Consider the following 20,046-nt stretch of genomic DNA (forward strand, 5'->3'; position numbering starts at 1 on the left):
GCCAGCTGCTACATCGACTGCGAGAACCACCACGAAGGCGACGCGCCATCGCACATCGGCAGCTAAGTTAGCGCCTATGGGGCTTGACCCGAGGATCCACGCCCCAATCGGCAGCGGCATGGATTCCAGGCTCAAGGCCTGGAATGACGGAGATTGGGGGTATGTGGTGCCACACTTGCTGCCGGCGCGTTAGGCGTGAAGAGTGCGATTGGGAAGCGTACTTGCGCTTATACTCCGCCATACTTGCTGGTTTGCCGCAGAGCTCACCCCACCCTCCGTCCTCCTCGGGCTTGACCCGAGGATCCGCGACGGCCACCCATCAGCGGCGAGCATGGATTCCAGGCTCAAGGCCTGGAATGATGGAGATCGGGGCTGTGTTTGGCGCCAAACCAGCCGCTGGCGTTCAATTCTCGCCGGTGTGAGCTTCGTCCCCAGTAATGCTTCGGATCATTCGGCTCATTCGGCTCTACGGAGTCGCCATACATCGCCGATTTGCCGCAGAGCTCCCCCACCCTCCGTCCTCCTCGGGCTTGACCCGAGGATCCACGACGCCCCCATCGGCAGCGAGTATGGATTCTAGGCTCGCCTGGAATGACGGAGATTGGGAGTATGTGGTGCCAAACCAACCGCTGGCGTCCAATTCTCGCGGGTGTGAGCTTCGTTCCCCAGCAATGCTTCGGATCATTCGGCTCTACGGAGTCGCCATACGTCGCCGATTTGCCGCAGAGTTCACCCCACCCTCTGTCCTCCTCGGGCTTGACCTGAGGATCCACGCCGCGCCCCCACCGGCAGCGGGCATGGATTCCAGGCTCAAGGCCTGGAATGACGGAGACTGGGGTGTGTTGGTGACAAACTCGCCGATGGCACTGCCAATCAGCGACATGCTGGCGGTGTTCGCGTTGTTGTGACGGTTCCGCTTCTAGCCTTCAGCCTTCTCTAGGCCACGTCGCTGCCTTGCCCAGCGATGCTCGAATCATTCGACTCCACGGAGTTTCCGCTTGGTTCCGGGAGCCAGGATTGTCGCTCGGATAATGATGGCGACATGCCGAGCCAGAGCGCAAGGCCGATCAATAACACGCCGATCAAGACGCCGATGACAGAGTATATCCAGATCATCCGCTCGCTCCTTTTGCGAGTATGCACCATACCACGGACGGCGTGTTTCAACAGTGGCGCGCAAGCGGGCATACGACGCGCGGCGCGTTCTCACTTCAGGAGCGACTTGCGAAGGAACGCGTAAACGCTGCGGATGGATTTTCCTGCGGCGTCGGGGTCGTATTTTTCGATGTGTCCCAACACCCTCCTTCCCATCGCGAATTCGGGGGCATCAAAATTGTGATAAACACCCTTGTAGAGATTGAGCTCGATCGGCGGGGCATCGTCGCCAACACCGGCGAGCCTCTTCCGGCATCGCTCAGCCGGGCTCCAATTGTCCCGGTCGCCGCTTAAAATCAGGGTCGGCACCGTCGCATCGCCCTGACTTGCCGCACAGATCGGATAGTAGGCGACCGCTGCCCTGAACTTGTGGTCCATCAGCTGTTCGTTCCCCTCAATCTTGGTTGCCTCCAGCGTCGCGGTGCCGCCTGCCGCAAAGCCCATCAGTGCAACGCGCCTGGTATCGACGAAGCTCGACTTCGATAAGAAATTCAAAGCGCCATAGGCGTCGAAGACGGGATCGGGGAGCGCGCTTCGGCATGTGTCCTGGATATTGCGGGTGGTGAAGCTGTCGACGACCAGCACGACGTAACCCCAGGAGACAAGCCGTTTCGGCCAAAGGTCTTTGACACTCGGACGCATGCCGTCGCATCCATGCATGACGACGACCGCCGGGAAGGGACCGTCGCCCTGAGGGCGGGATAAATATCCGAGCAATGGCGTGCCGGGCGGTTGGGAGAGTAATTCTCCTTGTTCAGCGGCCTTGCGGATTCGAAAGGCGCTCAGCTTGACGGGAGCGCTTTCGAACCGCACCAATTCGTCGGCCTTGGCCGGGTTTCCTGGGAGCCCGACGCCGAGAAGAGCGAAAAGGCAGAGAAAGAGTCTCGCGGTTTTCACTGACGCCTCCAACCGTTTGACCGAGAGCCCGATAATTGTACGCCGGACCTCTAAGCTTGGCAAAGCGGGTGGCGGCGGCGTACGATCAGAAACCGTTGATCACCGCTTGGCAAGTCGGTTATGACTGCCGTAAATCCAAGCTGCGAAATTTGAATCAGGTCGGTACAGGGCCCCTCATCCGCCTGCCGGCACCTTCTCCCCGTGAACGGGGCGAAGGGGGCAAGCCGTGACCTCTCAGTTCGCCATCAACCTCTCGCAGGGCATGTCCCCTCGCCCCGTTTACGGGGAGAGGGTTAGGGTGAGGGGCGGATTTCTACGCTATAAACCCACAATCAGGCGCTTGATCACCCCCCCCGGCAGGTCAGTTAAGACTACTGTAAATCCAAACTGCGAGATTTGAATTCGGAGGTGTGGTTGGCCAAGTCGATGTCGGCATGCCATCTCCATCGAGCCGATGACAGCGGCTAAAGTGACTGAGCCATCATCGCGGATTTTCAGCAGTGCTCACCCCTTGCTCCGTCCTCCTCGGGCTTGACCCGAGGATCCACCTTGACCTCCATCAGCAGTGGGGATGGATCCTCGGCTCAAGGCCGAGGAGGACGGAGGTTGGGGGGTGGCGTTTTCGCCAAATCCACCACCGCAGCAGTGGGTGACATTCTGGCGTGCACTTCAAATTGACAAAACCCACATCAGCCCTTGATCACCCCCCGGCGGATCATTTATCACTACCGTAAATCCAAGCTGCGAAAATTGAATCCGAAGGCAAATGCCGATGATCAAGTCGGTATCGCTCTTCGATTGCATGCATTCGCCCAGCCTCCCCGGCCAGTGTCATCGAACGCCACCGCGGGTTTGGCGCAGAGCCCACCCCTTTCTCCGTCCTCCTCGGGCTTGACCCGAGGATCCACGTTGGCTTCCGCCAGACGTGGGCATGGATCCCAGGCTCGAGGCCTGGGATGATGGAGGATGGATGGAGGTTTTCGCCAAACCTATCGGAGCTAAGCGTGCCCCTGGGGCAGCGTCGGCATGGACACCCATTTCTCACAAGGAGAACTGCAATGGACGCTTCGATTGCTCCGGCCTCGCGGGCAGCAGCGGTGACCCCGAATGATAGTGCGATTGTCGGGGCGCGTGCGCTTTATATCGGCACGGCCGGTGATGTGGCGATTGCGCCGCGGCGGGATGTGGATCCGGTGGTCTTCAAGAGCGTGCCGGCGGGGACGATCCTTCCCGTTCATGCGGCCATCGTGGCGCTGACCGGGACCACCGCGTCCAACATCATCGCGCTGTTCTGAGCTTTCAGAAACAGACCCATGGGCAGACCGACCAAGTTCACCCAGGCGTTGGCCGAGAAGATCTGCGAGCGCATTGCCGACAGGGAAAGCCTGCGGGCGATCTGCCGGGATGAGGATATGCCGGCGAAATCGACGGTGCTCTCTTGGCTTGCCGACGACGGCAAGGCGGCGTTTCGGGCGCGCTATGCGCTGGCGCGCGAGATCCTCGCCGACGGCTTCGTCGACGAGCTGGTCGAGATTGCCGATGACCGCAGCAATGACTGGATCGAGAAGAAGAATGCCGCCGGCGAGACCACCGGCTGGCAGGAGAATGGCGAGGCGATCCGGCGCTCGCAGCTGCGCATCGCCACCCGCCAATGGGTTGCCGAGAAGCTCAGGCCGAAGAAATACGGTTCGAAGGCCGAGCCCGAACAGGGCGTGACCGGCGAAGTCTCGCAATTGCTGGAAGATATCAATGGCAAAACCCGCGGACTTCCAAACGGCGGTTGACCAGTTTTCCGACTGGCGCTGGCGGCTGAACAATCTCTACTGGATCACCGACAAATCGGGCCGGCGCGTCAGGTTCGAAATGAACTGGACGCAGATGACGTTTTTCGAAGAGATGCATTATCTCAATGTGCTGCTGAAGGCCCGCCAGCTTGGCCTGACGACCTTCATCCAGATCTTCATGCTCGATGCCTGCGTCTTCAACCGGGATATCAGGGCGGGCACCATCGCCCATACGCTCGGCGACGTGCAGACGATCTTTCGGGACAAGATCAAATATCCCTATGACAATCTGCCGGAAGGCATTCGCAACGCCGTGCCGGTCGTCAGGACCAACCAGACCGAACTGCTGCTCGCCAACAATTCGAGCATCCGGGTCGGCACCTCGCTGCGCTCGGGAACGCTGCAATATCTGCATATTTCCGAATATGGAAAGCTCTGCGCCAAATATCCCGAGAAGGCGAGGGAGGTCCGCACCGGCGCCTTGAACACAGTGCAGGCCGGCCAGCTGGTCTTCGTCGAAAGCACGGCGGAAGGCCAGGAAGGGCATTTCTATTCGCTCTGCGAGGATGCCAAGGTCAAGCAGCGGCAAGTCACCAAGTTGACCGAACTGGACTTCAAGTTCCATTTCTTCCCGTGGTGGAAAGAGCCGCAATATGCGATCGCGCCTCAAGGCGTCATCGTCAGCGATGCTTTCGCCAAATATTTCCGCCAGCTTGCCGAACAAGGTATCACCCTGACCGACGGGCAGAAGGCCTGGTACGTCAAGAAGGCCGAAACCCAGCTCGGCGACATGAAGCGCGAATATCCCTCGACGCCGGCCGAAGCCTTCGAGGCGAGCGTCGAGGGTGCCTATTACGCCGATCAGATGGCGGTGGCCGACGCCGAGGAACGCATCGGGGTTTTCCCGCATGTCGATGGTTATCCGGTTCACACCATCTCCGATATCGGCATGGACGACACCAACAGCGTCTGGCTGTTCCAGGTGCTGCCCGGCCGTATCAGGATGATCGGTTATTTCGAGCATACCGGCACCGGCATGGACGGCATGCTCGACGAGCTGGCACGGCGCAGTACCGAGCACGGCTATGTCTACGGCGTCCATAACATGCCGCACGACATCAAGGTCCGGGAATGGACGCGCGGCGGCATGACCCGCATCGAGATCATGCTGAAAGAGGTCAGGGCGCGCGGTCTCGGCACGGTGCGCAAGGTTGAGCGCGCCTATGTGCACGACCGCATCAACGGCACCCGGCGCATCCTGGCAAAGGTCGAGTTCGACCAGGCCGGCTGCATCGAGGGCATCAAGTGCCTGAGGAACTACCGCAAGGATTGGGACGAGGATCTCGGCGTCTTCCGCGACGAGCCGCTGCACAACTGGGCCTCGCACGGCGCCGACGCTTTCGGCGGGCTCGCGATCATCTTTACCGGCCTGGCGCCCGAGCCGCTGAAACCGGAGCGTAAGCCGCTGCCGACATTCCAGACGATGACATTCAACGATTTTGCCGATTCCACTCCGACCCAAAGCGAGCGTGTTTGATGGAAGAAGAAATAACGGCTTCAGAGGGCGGGCAGCGCTGGGATCCGGCCAAGGTCGGCGCCCATTGGCAGCAGGAGCTCGAACGCGCGCAGCGCTATTTCAAATCCTGGCACGACCGCTGCGTCAAGATCGAGAAGATCTATCTCGACCAGCAGTCCGACCAGACGAGCGCCGCCAAGCGCCGCTTTCCGATGCTCTGGGCCAATACTTCGGTGCTGCAGCCGGCCGTCTATGCCCGCGTGCCGCAGCCGGTCGTCGAGCGCCGCTTCAAGGATGCCCAGCCGGTGGCGCGCATCGCCTCGGAACTGGTCGAGCGCAATCTCGCCTATACCGGCGACGAGGCCGATATCGATTCGATCATGCGGGCGGTGCGCGACGATTTCCTGCTCTGCGCCCGCGGCACGGTGTGGCTGCGCTACGAGGCCGATTTCGAGCCGCTCGATATGGGCGTCCAGCCCTCGGACCCGGCGGCAGCCCAAAATCGACCCGAGAGTTTGCCCGGCGAGATCGGCGGAGCAGCGCCCGAGGCGATCAGTGACGAGCGTGTGTGCATCGATTATGTCCACTGGTCGGACTTCCTGCATTCGCCGGCGCGGCGCTGGAAGGACGTGACCTGGGTGGCGCGGCGCGTGCCGATGACCGACGAGGAAATGGAAAAACGCTTCGGCGCGGAGGCCCTGGCATCCCGGGCGGCGGAAGGTGCTGCCGGCAATAAGGGCGCCAGCCAGGCGGAGCGGCTGGAGAATGAGGGCAAGACCCATGTCTGGGAAATCTGGTGCAAGAGCGAGAATTATACCGTCTGGATCGCCGACGGCTCGCCGGTGGCGCTGGAAGTATCGGAGCCGCCACTCGACCTGACGCATTTCTGGCCTTGCCCGCGCCCGGCCTACGGCACGATGTCGACCAGCTCGCTGATCCCGGTTCCGGACTATGTCTACTACCAGCAGCAATGCGACGAGATCGATCTCCTGACCAAGCGCATCAACAAGCTGACCGATCAGCTGCGCCTGAAAGTGTTCTATCCCTCCGGCGACGGCGCGGTCTCGCCGGCGATCGAGAAAGCGATGCGGCCTGAGAATGATATGGTGATGGTGCCGATCCCGGAATGGGCGGCTTTCACCGACAAGGGTGGCTCGAAAGCGATCGTGACGCTGCCGATCGACGAGGTGCAGAAAGTGATCGTCGCCTGCATGTCCGCCCGCAAGCAGCTGATCGAGGACGTCTACCAGATCACCGGCATCTCCGACATCGTGCGCGGCGACACGCAGGCGTCCGAAACCGCGACGGCGCAGCGCATCAAGAGCCAGTGGGGCTCGATCCGCATTCGCGACCGCCAGGCCGAATTGGCCCGCTTTGCCCGCGACATCATCCGCCTTGCCGGCGAAATCATCTGCGACCAGTTCCAGCCGGAAACGCTGATGCTGGTGAGCGGCATCAAGCTGCCGACGATGGCCGAGAAGCAGCAGGTCGAGATGCAGATGCAGCAGATGCAGATGGCAGCGCAGCAGGCGGCGATGCGGGCGCAGCAGATGGGGCAACCCGCCCAGTCGTCCCCAGGAATGGCGCCGCCCGAAATGCCGCCGCAGCTGCAGCAGATGATGCAGCAGCCGACGATCGACGAGGTGGTGCAGCTCCTGCGCAATGACAGCATTCGCGGCTTCCAGATCGAGATCGAGACGGATTCGACGATCGAGCCCGACGAGGATGCCGAAAAGCAGCGCCGCATGGAATTCGTCCAGATGGTCGGCGGCTTCATGCAGCAGGCCGGCGCCATGGCGCAGCAAAGCCCGATGCTGGTGCCGGTGATGGTCGAGACGCTGCTCTTTGCCGCCCGCGGCTTCCGCGCCGGCCGTCAGCTGGAAAGCACGCTGGAGCAGGTGGGAGCCCAGCTTTCCCAGGCAGCAAGCGCGCCGAAAGCGGAGCCGCAACCATCGCCCGGCGAGATGCTCAAGCTGAAAACCGCCGAGGTGAAGGCGGGTGCCGAACAGCGCAAGGCCGAACTCAGTGTCGCGGAGGCCGAGATCGAGCATCGCGCCACGGTGGAACAGGCGCGCGGTGAGATGGCGGCGCAGGCATTACAGCAGATCGGGGGGCAGCAGATCCAGGGGCAGCAGCTCCAAGCACAGCAATTCCCGCCGCAGCCGGCCTATCAGTGAACGGGAGCAGAAGCATGAGAGAACGCTATTGCCGCGTCTGCGGCGGCTGGCACGCACTCGACCAATGGCCGCAAAACTGCCTGCCGGCGCAAAACCCGGCGCAGTCGGATCTGCCAGCGCCGCATTTCGTCAGCGACGGCATCGATATCCAGTCGATGCATGACGGAAAGCATTACACCTCGAAAGCCAGGCTGCGCTCGGCCTACCGGGCAGCCGGCGTGGTCGAGATCGGCAATGAAAAGCCGCAGCCGATCGAGCAGCCGAAGACGGATCGTAACGCGATCCGCAACGAATTGCGGCGGGTGCACGCCGAGTACAACGCCTAATGCATGTCGCCCGGAAGTGTGTAGCGGTTCCGGGATAACGACATGCATAAAAGCTCTAACGGGCATCAATCCCCGACATAGGAAATTTCCCAATGGATATGGAAGACCTGAACGAGGCCGGCAACGGCAGCGAAGATTTTGGTGCGTTCGACGATAAACCCGTCAGCATCCGCGACAGTCTGAAAGCGGCGATCGACACCGTCGAGGCCAATGGACCGGGCGATATATCAGGCCAGCCGCGCGACGGTGAAAACGGCCGCTTTCTCGCCAAGGGGCAGGAACAGGCTCCCGCAGCGAGGGCAGGGGTGCCGACCCCCCAGCAGCAGGCGCCTCAACCGCAGTCTCGAGGCCAGGCCAGCGATCAGCCGGCAGCTATCGGCAGCCGGGTTCCGCCCGGCTGGTCGGCGGAAGCCAAGGCGCAGTTCACCAGCCTTCCCGGCGAAGTGCAGGCGGCGATCGCCAAGCGCGAACAGGAGGTCGATAACGGCTTCCGCGTGCTGCAGGATTACAGGGGCCTCGAGGAATTCACGCCGCTGATCCGCCAGGCCGGCATGACCCATGCCGATGTCATGCGCCGGGCGATCGACTGGGAAAAGGCGCTGATCCGCGATCCCGTCAACACCGTTCTTCACGTCGCCAAGGTGGCCGGGGTCAATCTTCACGCCCTCGTCAACGGTCAGACGGGGGAGGCCCTGCAGCGCAATGCGCAGCAGGTACAGCCACAGCCTCGATCCATCAATGTCGAGGCCACGGTCGAACACGTTCTACGGAAAAGAGACACCGAAACTCAAGTCGATGCCTTCCTTTCCGACCCGGCAAACGCGCACGCCGAAGATGTGCTCGAGGACATGATCGCCCTTGTCAACGCAGGGCGGGCAACGTCGCTCCAGGACGCCTACGACGCCGCATGCTGGATGCGCCCGGACATTCGCCGGCAGTTGATCAGCCAGACTGCTCAGGCATCCGTCCCACAACTCCAAGCCCAGAGGGCCGCAGCGGCAGATCAAGCCCGCCGCGCCTCGCGATCCATCTCTGGTTCTTCCGCGCCGGGCCCGACCCGCGATGCGGCAAGGGGCCAGCCCACCTCCATCCGGGACTCGCTGCGCGACGCCATGCGTTTTTCGCGCGGCCAAGTCTGATCAAAGGCCAATTCTGATCAAAGGAATGATCGATGCCCATTTCGCCCAATCTCTCTGAAATCGTCACCACGACGCTGCGCAACCGCAGCGGCACGGTCGCCGACGACGTGACGAAGAACAACGGTCTTCTCACCCGCCTCAACAGCCGCGGCCGCAAAAAGCCGATCTCCGGCGGCCGCACCATCGTCCAGGAACTGCAGTACCAGGAAAATTCCACCTTCAAGCGGTTAACTTTTGCAGCCGCCGCCTGAGGTTTGCTTGCGTGCCAAAAGCCTGTCCGTTGTGGCAGCTTTGATATTGTTGCAGCGGCCGCATAACGTTTGAGCATTCTCTTGAACGTTTGTACCACCTGCACAGCAAGGGATTATGTGATCCAGCGTTAGGTTGGAATTCGAACCGCAATGAGCGCACTCTGTTCCAAGCCACTTCTTTCGCTGCAATGGCGTGAAATTAGTGGTTCGGTATCGGCGTCTCGGGCGCGGCTTCAAGAACTCCTCCTCGGAATATGGCTCAAGTCCCCACATGGACCTGCCATAAGCTGATACGCATTTAGGATCGCCGCAGGTCTTATCGATGTTCCTTTCGATCATCGATTTCTTGCGGTATGCCTGATCCCCGCAAACAACACATGTGATTGTTTTGCCCCTTAGATTTTGAGGACGTGGAGCGCTTTTATCGATCAGCTTCAGCCTAAATCCCTGCTGGCGGCAGGGCTCGGAACAAAACCGAGACCGACCCGCCTTGATGTCGCTGACGGTTCGATAGAAACCATTCCCACATGCCTCGCAGACAAGGGTTGAGCCTCGCTTCCTTTTAGCTTCGATCGAACCATCTGATCGGGCTTTGCCGACACAGGCTCTAGAGCAGAATTTGGAGGATGTTCCGTTGGCTTCCGCATAGCGGATCGCCGAAGGCCATTTCTCGAAAGAAGCTCCGCAATATTCACATGTCAAAGTGATCTGTGGCACGTATTACCTCAGGTGAAAAACCGGGTTAATTCGGGGAAAACTATCGCCAATCAGATGTTGTGTTCTAATAATAGCATCTGAATCAAAATGATGGCAATCCCGAACCAAGCCGCATATGTAGCAATCCGATGGATTGTGAGGGATGCGGAAGGTCGAACGACTAGGCAGTGACGAAAGAATAATCTGCCCACGAAATCCCGGCCCATAGCAAATGGGAAGATATAGTCTGAGCTTCACTGAGTTGGCGCAAGGTGAAGAAGCAGGGGATAAAGAGCCTCTGCGATAACAGAACTGACTCTGGTTACGATATCCTGAACGTCCAACCCTCCGACGTCATCACCGCTGCCGAATACGACCTCAAGCAGGCTGCGGTCGCCGTCTCCATGTCCGGCCTCGAACAGCTGCAGAATTCCGGCGAGGATGCGATCCTCGACCTGCTCGAACAGCGCATCGAGAATGCCGAAACCACTTTGAAAAACAACATCGCGCTCGACTGCTATTCCGACGGCACGGCCGATGGCGGGCGGCAGATCGGCGGCCTGCAACTGCTGATCTCGACCTCGCCGACCTCTGGCACGGTCGGCGGCATCTCGCGCGCCACCTGGGGTTTCTGGCGCAACCAGAAATTCTCGGCCTCGGCCGATGGCGGTGCGGCCGCCACCAACGCCAACATCCAGAGCTATATGAACCGGCTCTATATGTCCTGCGTGCGCGGTTCCGACGCACCCGACCTCGTCGTCGCCGACAACAACTTCTTCCGCCTTTACTGGGAATCGCTGCAGGCGATCCAGCGCATCACCTCGGCCGACAAGGGCATGGCCGGCTTCCAGTCGCTGCAATACATGGGCGCCGACGTGATCTTCGACGGCGGCTTCGGCGGCGGCGCGCCTCTGAACCAGATGTTCTTCCTCAACACCAAGTACCTGTTCTACCGCCCGCACCGCGACCGCGACATGGCGCCGATCGGTGACGAGCGGATGAACACCAACCAGGATGCCTTCGTCCAGCTCATGGGCTTCGCCGGCAACCTCACCATGAACAATGCCTTCCTGCAGGGCGTGTTGTTCGCCTGATCGAACGAAAGGAACAAGCAAATGTCGATCGCAACAATCCAGTCCGATCGTCTTGGCGCGAACCCGTTCGTCGTCGAAGGCCCGATCGTTTCCGGCTCCGGTATTCCCGGGCCGAACTTTGCCCTCGGCGCGATCGCCGGCGGTGATCGTGAATCCGAATGGGTCTATTGCCAGCTGGTGCTGGCCTCGCAGACGACCCTTCAGCCCGGCCAGTGGTTCCAGTGGACCCGGGATTATGTCGCTTCGCTGCTGACTACGGCCGCTGCCGTCGTCGGCCAGCGCTGTGGCGTCTTTTCCGGGGCCGCCCAGCCGCCGACGCTGACCGGCGGTCCGGTTGGCGCCATCACCCTTGCCGCCGGCACCTATTACATCTGGCTGCAGCGCAACGGCCAGGCGCCGTCGCAGGTGGCGACCGCAACGGCGGCCCTCGTCGTTGCCGAAACCACCACCACCGCAGGCCAGGCGAGCGCCCCGGCCTCGGCCACGGCCACCACCAAGGCCATCGCCAACGTCAACTTTGCCGCCGCCAACCAGACGTTTACGGCGACAACGGTCAACGGCTCCAACCTGTTGGCGGGTATTGCCGGCCTCAGCGCCGGCTCCGGCCCGTTCATCGGTGCGGCGGTCGCCGGCACCGGTATTGCAGGCGGCACGACGATCTCGGGCATCACCTACAACCCGAACGGCGTCATCCAGAGCATCACGCTCTCGGCCAATGCGACGGCCAACGGCACTGCTATCACCATCACGGCGACGGGCGTGCTCGAAGCGACGCTGATGCGGCCGTTTCTGTCGAAGGTGAACTAAATCAAAGCAATCGACGGGCGTTTCGGCGCCCGTTTCGCCCTCTCCATGCGTGGCATGCCCCTCATCCACCTGCCGGCACCTTCTCCCCGCCTGCGGGGAGAAGGGAGCAAGCCGCGAGCTCTCCGTCCCCACTACCTCTCGCAGGGCACGTCCCCTCTCCCCGCAAGCGGGGAGAGGGTTAGGGTGAGGGGCAGCCACCGGCACGACATCACAGCGGCGCTTCGGCGCCCGCATCTCCCCGCCATCAACAGCGAGACCAGCAAATGCCCGACAATACCGGAATTTATGCCTCCTTCAGCCTCGAACCGGTCGAACAGACCTTTCTGACCGAGAAGGAAGGCCGGCCGATTTTTGCCGATAAGGAATTCGTCCGCATCTTCATCGCCGGCGACAAGCATACCGAAGTCTACCGCGAGGTGACGGACAACGACAAACAGCGTTTTGCCGACGCCTATAAGCGTTTCAAGGAAGGGGCGGAGGCGCGCGAGCAGCTGACCGGCACGCCGCTTTCGCAATGGCCCTATCTCAAACCCAGCCAGATCAAGGAGATGGAGGCGGTCAACATCTATACGGTCGAGCAGCTGGCAGCCCTTTCCGACACCGCCAAGCAGAAGATCGGCATGGGCGCCAACGAGCTTACCGCCGCCGCCCGGGCCTATCTCGCCACTGCCGAAAACTCCAGCGCCGCTTCCGCCTTTGCCGCCGAAAACGAGCGGCTGAAGGACGAGGTCACCCGCCTGCAGGCGCAGATGAAGGAGATGGCCTCGCGCTTCGAGGCGCTGGAAAACGAAAGCGGCAGCAAGAGCCGCGGTCGGCAAGCAGCCTGAAGAAGCGCTGACGCAAGCAGCCCCCTCATCCGACCCTTCGGGCCACCTTCTCCCCGCTGGGGAGAAGGGAGAATCGAGACGCCGCCACCTGTCTCTTCTCCCCAGCGGGGGTCCGAAGGACGGGTTGAGACCAGTGGCTCAACCCCGGTCGGTGCCCGTAGGGCGGATGAGGGAGCTACACGGCACACCCTATCAAATTCACCTACATCCGCCGCAACTGCTCTCAACCGGAGATCCGCACATGTCGCTCTTGACCATCATTCAGAACGTCTGCGCGGAAATCGACCTCGATCCGCCGACGGCCGTCATGTCTTCGGCGGATCCGCAGATCATGCAGCTGCGCATCCTCTCCACCCGCGCCGGCCGCGACCTGGTGCGCGAGCATGACTGGTCGGCGCTGATGGTGCGGCGGCAGTTCGTGGCGACCGGTGCAAATCCGGAACCGGCCGAGCCGCCCGCCGACTGGAACCGCTTCGCCGCCAATGCCAAGATTTGGAATGCCTCGCGCCTCTGGCAGCTCAACGGGCCCGTCGAGCCGCAGAGCTGGCAGCGCCAGACGATCCTCAATTCCAACCCGGTGCCGCAAATCTGGCGCATGGCCGGCGGCAAGCTCGACATCTACCCCAACGTCTCGGGCGAGACGATCGAATATGCCTATATTTCCGGCTTCTGGGTGGCGGTGAATGGTGGCGCGGCGATAGCCGACACCTGGGCGAACGACACGGATACCGCCCGTTTCCCCGAAGACCTCCTCGAACTCTCGCTGATCTGGCGCTGGAAGCGGGCCAAGGGCCTCGATTACGGCGAGGAGATCGCCAGTTTCGAGCGATCCAAGGAAGCGGCGATCGGCGCCGACCGGGCGGCAAGCCCTGTCGATCTCTCGCTGCCGGCGAGGGGTGAGGGGCCCGAGAATTACTGGCCCGGCACGATCACGGTGGCAAATCCATGACCCGCAGACCTGTCCCTCCGAATGGGCGCACCGGCCGCGTTTCGCCGAGCAAGGACTGGATCGCCCCGATCGGCGGCTGGCGAACCGATGTCGAGATGGCGGATATGCCTGCGGATGCGGCGTTTCAGCTCGACAATTTCTTTCCCGAGGCCAACCGTGTGCGCGCCCGCTACGGCTTCCTTGCCTTCTCAACCGGCCTTGGCGGCGACGTGCAGACGGTCATCCCCTATTCGGGCGTCAGCAACAGGCTGTTTGCCGCTGCCGGCGACAAGATTTTCGACGTGACGGTAGGCGGCGCCGTCGGTGCGCCTGTCGTCTCGGGCATGGCGAGCGCCCATTGGTCGGTGCAGCAATATACCAACCCGGCCGGCCAGGAATTCCTGCGTCTCGTCAACGGCCTGGACACGCCGCTGCTCTTCAACGGCACCTCCTGGACGAATAATTTCCTCGTGGGCACGGCAGCGCTCGCCACCCAGAACGTCGCCGTCCGCAACACGGCGTATACGCTGAGCTTTTTCGGCACCGGCTCCGTGACGCTGTCCGGCGCCTTCTCCGGCACGCTGAACGGCACCGGCGTCAATAACCGCGTCTCGCTTCCCTTCACGCCGGCGGCCGGCACGCTTGTCGTCACCGTGACGGGAACGGTCACCAATGCGCAGCTCGAAAAGGGCGCGGTCGCCACCCCCTACGTCGCCTCGACGATGATATCAGGCATATCGGACTCGTCGCTGCTGATCGCGGTGACGGCCTATCGTTCGCGCCTGTGGTTCATCGAGAAGAATTCGACCAATGTCTGGTATCTCGCCACCGACGCCGTCAGCGGCGCGGCGACGGTGTTGCCGGTCGGCGGCAACATGAAATATGGCGGCACGCTGGTGGCCATCAACGTCTGGACGATTCCGGTTTCGACGGGCCTGCAGCAATGCCTGGTGCTGATCTCCTCGGAAGGCGAGGTGATCGTCTTCCAGGGCTCCGATCCCTCCAGCGTTTCGAACTGGGGCCTGATCGGCACCTTCAAGCTCGGCCGGCCGCTCGGCAGCGACCGCTGCCTGCTCTCGGTCGGCGCCGATCTGGCGATCATGACGACCGATGGCATCGTGCCGATCACCAAGGCGGTGCAGCTCGACCGCGGCGCCACCAGCCTCGGGGCGATTACCGCAAGGATCGGCCCGACCTGGCGCGAGACGGTGGCGGCGACCGGCACGACCTCTGGGGAATGGCAGCTTTCGAGCTTTCCGGCGCGGCAGATGGCGATCGTCAACCTGCCGTCCTCCTTCGGCCCTTACCAGTATGTGATGAACACCGAAACCGGCGCCTGGTGCCGCTTCGTCGGCATGCCGGCCTCCTGCTGGGCGACCTGGCAGGACCGGCTGTTCTTCGGCGCCGGCGACGGCACGGTCTACGAGGCCGAGGTCGGCGCCAACGACAATGGCGTGGCGATCGACGCGCTGATGGTCGGCGCGTGGAGCCGCTATGGCGACGGGCTTTCGACCAAGCTCTCGAAGCTGATCGGGGTGACGGCGCAGATCGGCGTTTCCTCGCTGATGTATGGCGGGATCTCGGTGGATTACCAGACCAAGATTCCAACCGCACTGCTGTCGTCGGTCGAAAACAACGCGGCGGCGAAATGGGGAACGGCGGTCTGGGGCGTGTCGAAATTCCCCGGCGTTTCGCTGGTGCGCAAATTTGCCTCCGCCGGCGGCGCCGGCTCGGCCTTGGCGCCGACGATTCGCGCGCTGATCTCCGGCTCCTCCGGCTCCGTCTCCGAGGCGGCCGTCGTCGGCGGCTCGGTGCTTTACGAAAAGGGCGCGCCGATTTGATCGTCTCCGAACCGCGCCAGGAAATCGCTGCCTGGGTCGGCGGCCGGATCGGCGTCAGCTTCCACCCGCCTTACACCACGCTTGCCCATGTCGACCGCGGCAGGATCATCGCCGGCTTCGTCTTCAACGTCTGGACCGCGCATGATGTCGAGGTCTCGCTCGCCGCCGACCGGTTTTCGCGGACGCTGATGCGATCGGTGTTTCACTATGTCGTGCATCAGCTCGGCTGCCGGCGCGCAACCGCCAGGACACGGGCCGACAATATCGACGCCCAGACGATGCTCGCAAGGCTCGGCGCACGGCTGGAAGGCCGCCAGCAGGCCTATTTCGGCGACTGCGACGCGCTGCTTTACGCAATCATGAAGGAGGATTTCCCCTATGGTCTCCACGCCGAAGGCCCCCAAGGCGCCTGATCCGACACAGACCGCGGCGGCACAGACGGCCACCAACGTCGACACCGCCATTGCCAATGCCGGCTTGAGCCACACCAACCAGTACACGCCGGATGGTTCGCTGGAATACAAGCAGACCAGCAAGAGCATCATGAAGGATCAGAACGGCAAGACATATGAGCTGCCGGTCTATTCCGCCTATCAGACCTATTCGCCTCAGAACCAGGCGATCTACGACCAGACGCAGCAGACGCAACTCGGCCTCGCCAGGCTCGCCAACGACCAGACCGGCAAGATCTCCGGTATCCTCGGCACCAATGTCGATCTGAGCGCCGGCAATGTCGACAAATATGTCAACGATCACTGGCAGTCCGGCTTCAACAACCAGTGGGACCGCGATCAGGCAAGCCTCGACCAGAGCCTGGCCGACAAGGGCATCTCGATGGGCTCGGCGGCTTACGACAATGCGCTGCGCGATTTTTCCACGCGCAAGCAGGCCGCCTCCGACCAGTATCTCGGCGACATGTATTCGAATGCCCAGAATTCGATCCTGACCGAGCGGAACCAGCCGCTGAACGAGATTTCGGCGCTGATGTCGGGATCGCAGGTTCACCAGCCGAGCTACGTCAACACGCCGACGACGCAGCTGCCGAACGTCGACCAGGCCGGGCTGATCAATGAAAATTTCAACCAGAAAATGGGCCAGTACAATCAGCAGGTCGCCCAGTCGAACGCCGCCATGGGCGGTCTCTTCGGCCTCGGCGGCTCACTGCTCGGAGGCTGGGCGATGAAATCCGACCGGCGGCTGAAGGAAGACATCAGACGGGTCGGCACCCTGGATAACGGCCTGCCGGTCTACGCCTTCCGCTACAAGGACGGCGGCCCGATGCAGCTCGGCCTGATGTCGGATGACGTGCGCGGGGTCCACCCGGATGCCGTGTTCGAAGCTGCCGACGGTTTCGATCGCGTCGATTACGAGAGGGCAGTGGCATGATCCCAACCATCTCAGGCGGCAATACCGGCAGGACCCAGGCCGACATCGACGACAAGCGCAAGCAACTGGCCTACGCCATGCTGGAGCAGGGCATGGATGCGAGCCCGGTGCAATCGCCGTGGGAAGGGATCGCGCGGCTTGCCGAAGGCGGGCTCGGCGGCTTGGCGGTTCGTCAACAGCGGCAGGAGCAGCAGGCAGGCGCCGGTCAAGGTGCCGGCGTTTCGACAGGCCAGCCTTCCAAACCAGCGCCGGCCTCTCCCGGCTTCCTGTCGCTGTTCTTCGGTGGTGGGCCGACGCGCCGGATTGACGGCTGAACTAGGACATCAGCGGGGTAACGGCGTGCTGATCGGTCCCGATACAGGGACGACGGTCCGATCCAGATCGGCCTCATGTTCAACAATGTGTGAAAAATCCATCCAGACAGACGGTTTCGACCGCGTCTTCTACGAAAGGGCAGTGGACCAATGTCACTAGCGTCATTCATTTTCGGCGGCGATACCGGCAAGACACAGGGCGACATCAGCGACCGGCGCAAGCAGCTGGCTGATGCCATGCTGCAGCAGGGCATGGATTCCGGCCCCGTACAATCCCCCTGGCAAGGGGCCGCGCGTCTTGTCCAGGCCCTCCTGGGCGGGCTGGCGATCCGCCAGCAGGAGCAGCAGGCAAGCGGCGAGGGCAGCGCGGCGCCGGCCGGCGATGCGGGCGACTATCCCTTCGCGCCGCTGCCGGACAACGGGCCCGTTCCGCCGGAAAGACCCAGTCTCGACCCGCTGATGACGACGGACGATCGCGGCGAACAGCCTTTGGCCCCGGCCGCCCAGCCCGGCGCCGGTCTCTTCGCGCCGCTGCCCGACAACGGGCCTATTCCGACGCCGAAACCCTATCGCGACCCGATGGTCACGACGGACTATCGCCGGGCGGCCGACCAGCCTGGCGACGATCCCTTCGCACCGCCCGCCAACCCTCCCATTCCGACGCCGCGGCCTTATCGCGACCCGATGGTTACGACCGACTATCGCCGCGAGCAGCCAATGGCGGCCGATCAACCGGGCGATGACGCCTTCGCTCCGCTGCCTGACAACGGACCTATTCCCTCGCCGAAACCTGGCTATCGCGACCCGCAGGTCACGACCGACGAACGCCGCCAACAGCCCGCGGCACCGGCTGCTGTCGGTGACGCCGCCGGATCCGCAAACGACGGGGCAGAGCTTCAAACGATTCTATCCGACCCCGTTCGTAGCGCCAAACTGCCGGCCGGCATGCGCAACAACAATCCCGCCAATCTCAAATACGCCGGCCAGCACGGGCCAGGAATCATCGGCCCTTCCGAGAACACCGATCAGGGCGATCCGCAAGTCGTCTATGCCACGCCGGAAGCGGGCATGCGGCACAATATCTGGCAGATCATGAGGAAGTATCGAAAGGGCATGCTGACGCCGAACCAGATGATTGCGGGAGCCAGCGGATGGACGCCTAACTCTTTCACGGCGGCTGCCAACATCGCGCAAATGATGGGCATTGACCCTGACGATGATCTGCGCCTGAACGACCCGGCTATGGCAAAGAAGTTCGTTCGCGCCCTCGTCACTCAGGAGCAGGGAACATCGGGCGCTCTTTATCCGGACAGTATGATTGAAGCGGCGATCGCGGCACAGACCGCTGGGACCGCGCATGCCGTCCCTACGCGGACCAAGGTGCCCATTCCGACGCCGCGGCCGGAATATCCCGATCCGCAGATGACGACGGACGAGCGCCGCCAGCAGCCCGCGACCGCGCCCCAGCTGCCTGGCGACGATCCCTTCGTTCCAACGGGCAAAGTGCCCGTTCCTACGCCAAAACCCAGCCGCCACGATCGGCAGGCGGTAAGGGGCACTCCCCGCCAGCAACCCATCGACGCCGATGTCTTCGACGGCTTCATGGGCACGGTGAAGAACGGTTACAAGACGAAGAATGGCTCGATCATCCAGGTCACCAACCCCTATGGTCTGGCGGCCATCGCCTCGACGGGTCAGTCCGAAAGCCAGTTCTCGAGCAAGCTAGCCAACAGCTCCTGGCCCGACCCGAGCAAGAGCGGAAAGCCAGGCAGATCGGGCGCCATCATGTCGTGGCGCGATACCCGCCTGCAGGCACTTTACGACTTCGCTGCCGCCAAGGGTGAAAAGCCGGGCGCGATCAGCCCGCAGACACAGGCCGAGTTCTTCCTGCAGGAGAACCCTCGCCTGATCACCAGGCTGAACGCCGCTCAATCGCTCGAGGAGGCGCAACGCCTGATGAACAGAGCCTGGCAATTTGCCGATTACGATAAGCCGGGGAACCAGGAGGCCGCAGACCGGTTCGCGAGAGCAAAGAGCTTTCTGCCACAGTACCAGGCTGACGGCGCCGCCGATCCCTTGGCCCTGCCTGACAACCCGCCCATTTCGACACCGAAACCGGACTCTCGCAATCCGCGGCAGACGATGAACCAGACCCGCGAAGGGCCTGGGGCCGCGCTCGTGCGTGCACTCCTTGGACGGCAGCAAAGTGGCCTTTGGTAGCCCGTTCAGGCTTTCGAGGGCAGCAACGCGTGAAAGCTCTCTCGGCGCCGGGTGCTGGCACCGTGGCGCCGGCTAACGACTGTATAACGCAAGGCCTCGCAATTCGCGGGGCCTTTTCCTTTGGAGAAGACCAATGCCCAGAAACCCATCAAGCGTCTATTCCAAACCCGCCGGCACGACACCCTCCGTCGGCCAGGTCATCGACCCGGCGCCGTGGAACGCGCTGACCACCGATCTCGGCAACGAAATCACCAAATCGCTGCCGCGCGACGGCTCGGCGCCGATGATCGCGCGGGAATAAACAGGCCCATGTGCGACACGGAAATAGAAAACCAAGTAGTACTATAAATTGAAGTCTCATCGTTCTAAAACTATTGGTAGCAGGCCGCCCGTTAGTGCTGTAGACGGTCAGTTCAACCTCCACTGTCACTCGCCAATATTTGAAACGCAGGCCTTTTATGCTCAAACGTCTCGTCAAAAGAGTTCTCCCTAGTTCCGCAATTGAAGCCGTAAAGGAATGGCGGACGCGTGAGAGGTCGTACAGATCGTGGAGGAGAGCAGCCGCGGCGGCTCCTGCATATGGGGATAAGCATCTCACAGCCTTCCGGATAGAACGGTCGCGGCAGTTGGTTGGTCAGGAAGAGGCCTATGTCCAACTTCCAGCGGACCTCCTGCCGACCATGGATGT

At 62.3% G+C, this 20,046-nt stretch carries 17 protein-coding genes and 2 pseudogenes; 17 read left to right on the forward strand and 2 right to left on the reverse strand.

What is annotated here, in order from left to right; genetic code table 11:
• Positions 1–936: 936 nt before the first annotated feature.
• Complete coding sequence (locus FHX14_RS29280) at positions 937–1,116, reverse strand: hypothetical protein (RefSeq protein WP_184380486.1); 180 nt, start codon at positions 1,114–1,116, stop codon at positions 937–939.
• Between the two features lie 90 nt (positions 1,117–1,206).
• Complete coding sequence (locus tag FHX14_RS29285; RefSeq protein ID WP_184380670.1) at positions 1,207–2,088, reverse strand: dienelactone hydrolase family protein; 882 nt, start codon at positions 2,086–2,088, stop codon at positions 1,207–1,209.
• A gap of 1,022 nt (positions 2,089–3,110) precedes the next feature.
• On the opposite strand from FHX14_RS29285, the gene FHX14_RS29290 reads away from it, so the two are divergent.
• From FHX14_RS29290 to FHX14_RS29380, 17 genes and pseudogenes are all read left to right on the forward strand, one after another.
• The gene (locus tag FHX14_RS29290) at positions 3,111–3,347 is read left to right on the forward strand and encodes a hypothetical protein (protein WP_012556908.1); all 237 of its coding nucleotides are present in this window, start codon (positions 3,111–3,113) and stop codon (positions 3,345–3,347) included.
• A gap of 18 nt (positions 3,348–3,365) precedes the next feature.
• A complete protein-coding gene (locus FHX14_RS29295; protein ID WP_012556909.1) occupies positions 3,366–3,836 on the forward strand; it encodes a hypothetical protein in 471 nt (156 codons plus the stop codon).
• Positions 3,802–5,373 carry a terminase gene (locus tag FHX14_RS29300; RefSeq protein ID WP_184380488.1) on the forward strand — a complete coding sequence of 524 codons (1,572 nt, stop codon included), beginning with the start codon at positions 3,802–3,804 and terminating at the stop codon, positions 5,371–5,373. The genes FHX14_RS29295 and FHX14_RS29300 overlap by 35 nt, the downstream gene beginning before the upstream one ends.
• Positions 5,373–7,529: a hypothetical protein gene (locus tag FHX14_RS29305; RefSeq protein WP_184380490.1), complete on the forward strand. Its 2,157-nt coding sequence runs from the start codon at positions 5,373–5,375 to the stop codon at positions 7,527–7,529. Before FHX14_RS29300 ends, FHX14_RS29305 begins: the two co-directional genes overlap by 1 nt.
• Positions 7,530–7,543: 14 nt before the next feature.
• Positions 7,544–7,855 (forward strand): hypothetical protein, encoded by a 312-nt coding sequence (locus tag FHX14_RS29310; RefSeq protein WP_184380493.1) that lies wholly within the window; start codon positions 7,544–7,546, stop codon positions 7,853–7,855.
• A 92-nt stretch (positions 7,856–7,947) separates the two neighbouring features.
• A complete protein-coding gene (locus FHX14_RS29315; RefSeq protein WP_184380495.1) occupies positions 7,948–8,994 on the forward strand; it encodes a hypothetical protein in 1,047 nt (348 codons plus the stop codon).
• A 32-nt stretch (positions 8,995–9,026) separates the two neighbouring features.
• Positions 9,027–9,221: pseudogene (locus FHX14_RS29320) on the forward strand (phage major capsid protein); the annotation flags it as partial.
• Positions 9,222–10,258: 1,037 nt separating this feature from the next.
• Positions 10,259–11,035, forward strand: a pseudogene (locus tag FHX14_RS29330) (phage major capsid protein); the annotation flags it as partial.
• Between the two features lie 21 nt (positions 11,036–11,056).
• The gene (locus tag FHX14_RS29335; protein WP_184380499.1) at positions 11,057–11,842 is read left to right on the forward strand and encodes a hypothetical protein; all 786 of its coding nucleotides are present in this window, start codon (positions 11,057–11,059) and stop codon (positions 11,840–11,842) included.
• A 263-nt stretch (positions 11,843–12,105) separates the two neighbouring features.
• Positions 12,106–12,669: a hypothetical protein gene (locus FHX14_RS29340; protein WP_184380501.1), complete on the forward strand. Its 564-nt coding sequence runs from the start codon at positions 12,106–12,108 to the stop codon at positions 12,667–12,669.
• A 241-nt stretch (positions 12,670–12,910) separates the two neighbouring features.
• Positions 12,911–13,618 carry a hypothetical protein gene (locus tag FHX14_RS29345; RefSeq protein WP_184380503.1) on the forward strand — a complete coding sequence of 236 codons (708 nt, stop codon included), beginning with the start codon at positions 12,911–12,913 and terminating at the stop codon, positions 13,616–13,618.
• Positions 13,615–15,438, forward strand: a complete 1,824-nt coding sequence (locus FHX14_RS29350) for a hypothetical protein (protein WP_184380505.1) — start codon at positions 13,615–13,617, stop codon at positions 15,436–15,438. Before FHX14_RS29345 ends, FHX14_RS29350 begins: the two co-directional genes overlap by 4 nt.
• Positions 15,435–15,851: a GNAT family protein gene (locus FHX14_RS29355; protein WP_184380507.1), complete on the forward strand. Its 417-nt coding sequence runs from the start codon at positions 15,435–15,437 to the stop codon at positions 15,849–15,851. Before FHX14_RS29350 ends, FHX14_RS29355 begins: the two co-directional genes overlap by 4 nt.
• Entirely contained in the window at positions 15,817–16,824 is a 1,008-nt protein-coding gene (locus FHX14_RS29360) for a tail fiber domain-containing protein (RefSeq protein ID WP_184380509.1), read from the forward strand. The genes FHX14_RS29355 and FHX14_RS29360 overlap by 35 nt, the downstream gene beginning before the upstream one ends.
• A complete protein-coding gene (locus FHX14_RS29365; RefSeq protein ID WP_003587928.1) occupies positions 16,821–17,138 on the forward strand; it encodes a hypothetical protein in 318 nt (105 codons plus the stop codon). The genes FHX14_RS29360 and FHX14_RS29365 overlap by 4 nt, the downstream gene beginning before the upstream one ends.
• A 150-nt stretch (positions 17,139–17,288) precedes the next feature.
• Entirely contained in the window at positions 17,289–19,358 is a 2,070-nt protein-coding gene (locus tag FHX14_RS33225) for a hypothetical protein (RefSeq protein WP_246713493.1), read from the forward strand.
• Between the two features lie 133 nt (positions 19,359–19,491).
• Positions 19,492–19,659, forward strand: coding sequence for a hypothetical protein (locus FHX14_RS29380; RefSeq protein ID WP_184380676.1), 168 nt, complete (start codon positions 19,492–19,494; stop codon positions 19,657–19,659).
• Positions 19,660–20,046: the final 387 nt, after the last annotated feature.

Origin of the sequence: Rhizobium sp. BK619 (assembly GCF_014195245.1) — a bacterium.
Lineage (GTDB): Bacteria > Pseudomonadota > Alphaproteobacteria > Rhizobiales > Rhizobiaceae > Rhizobium > Rhizobium acidisoli.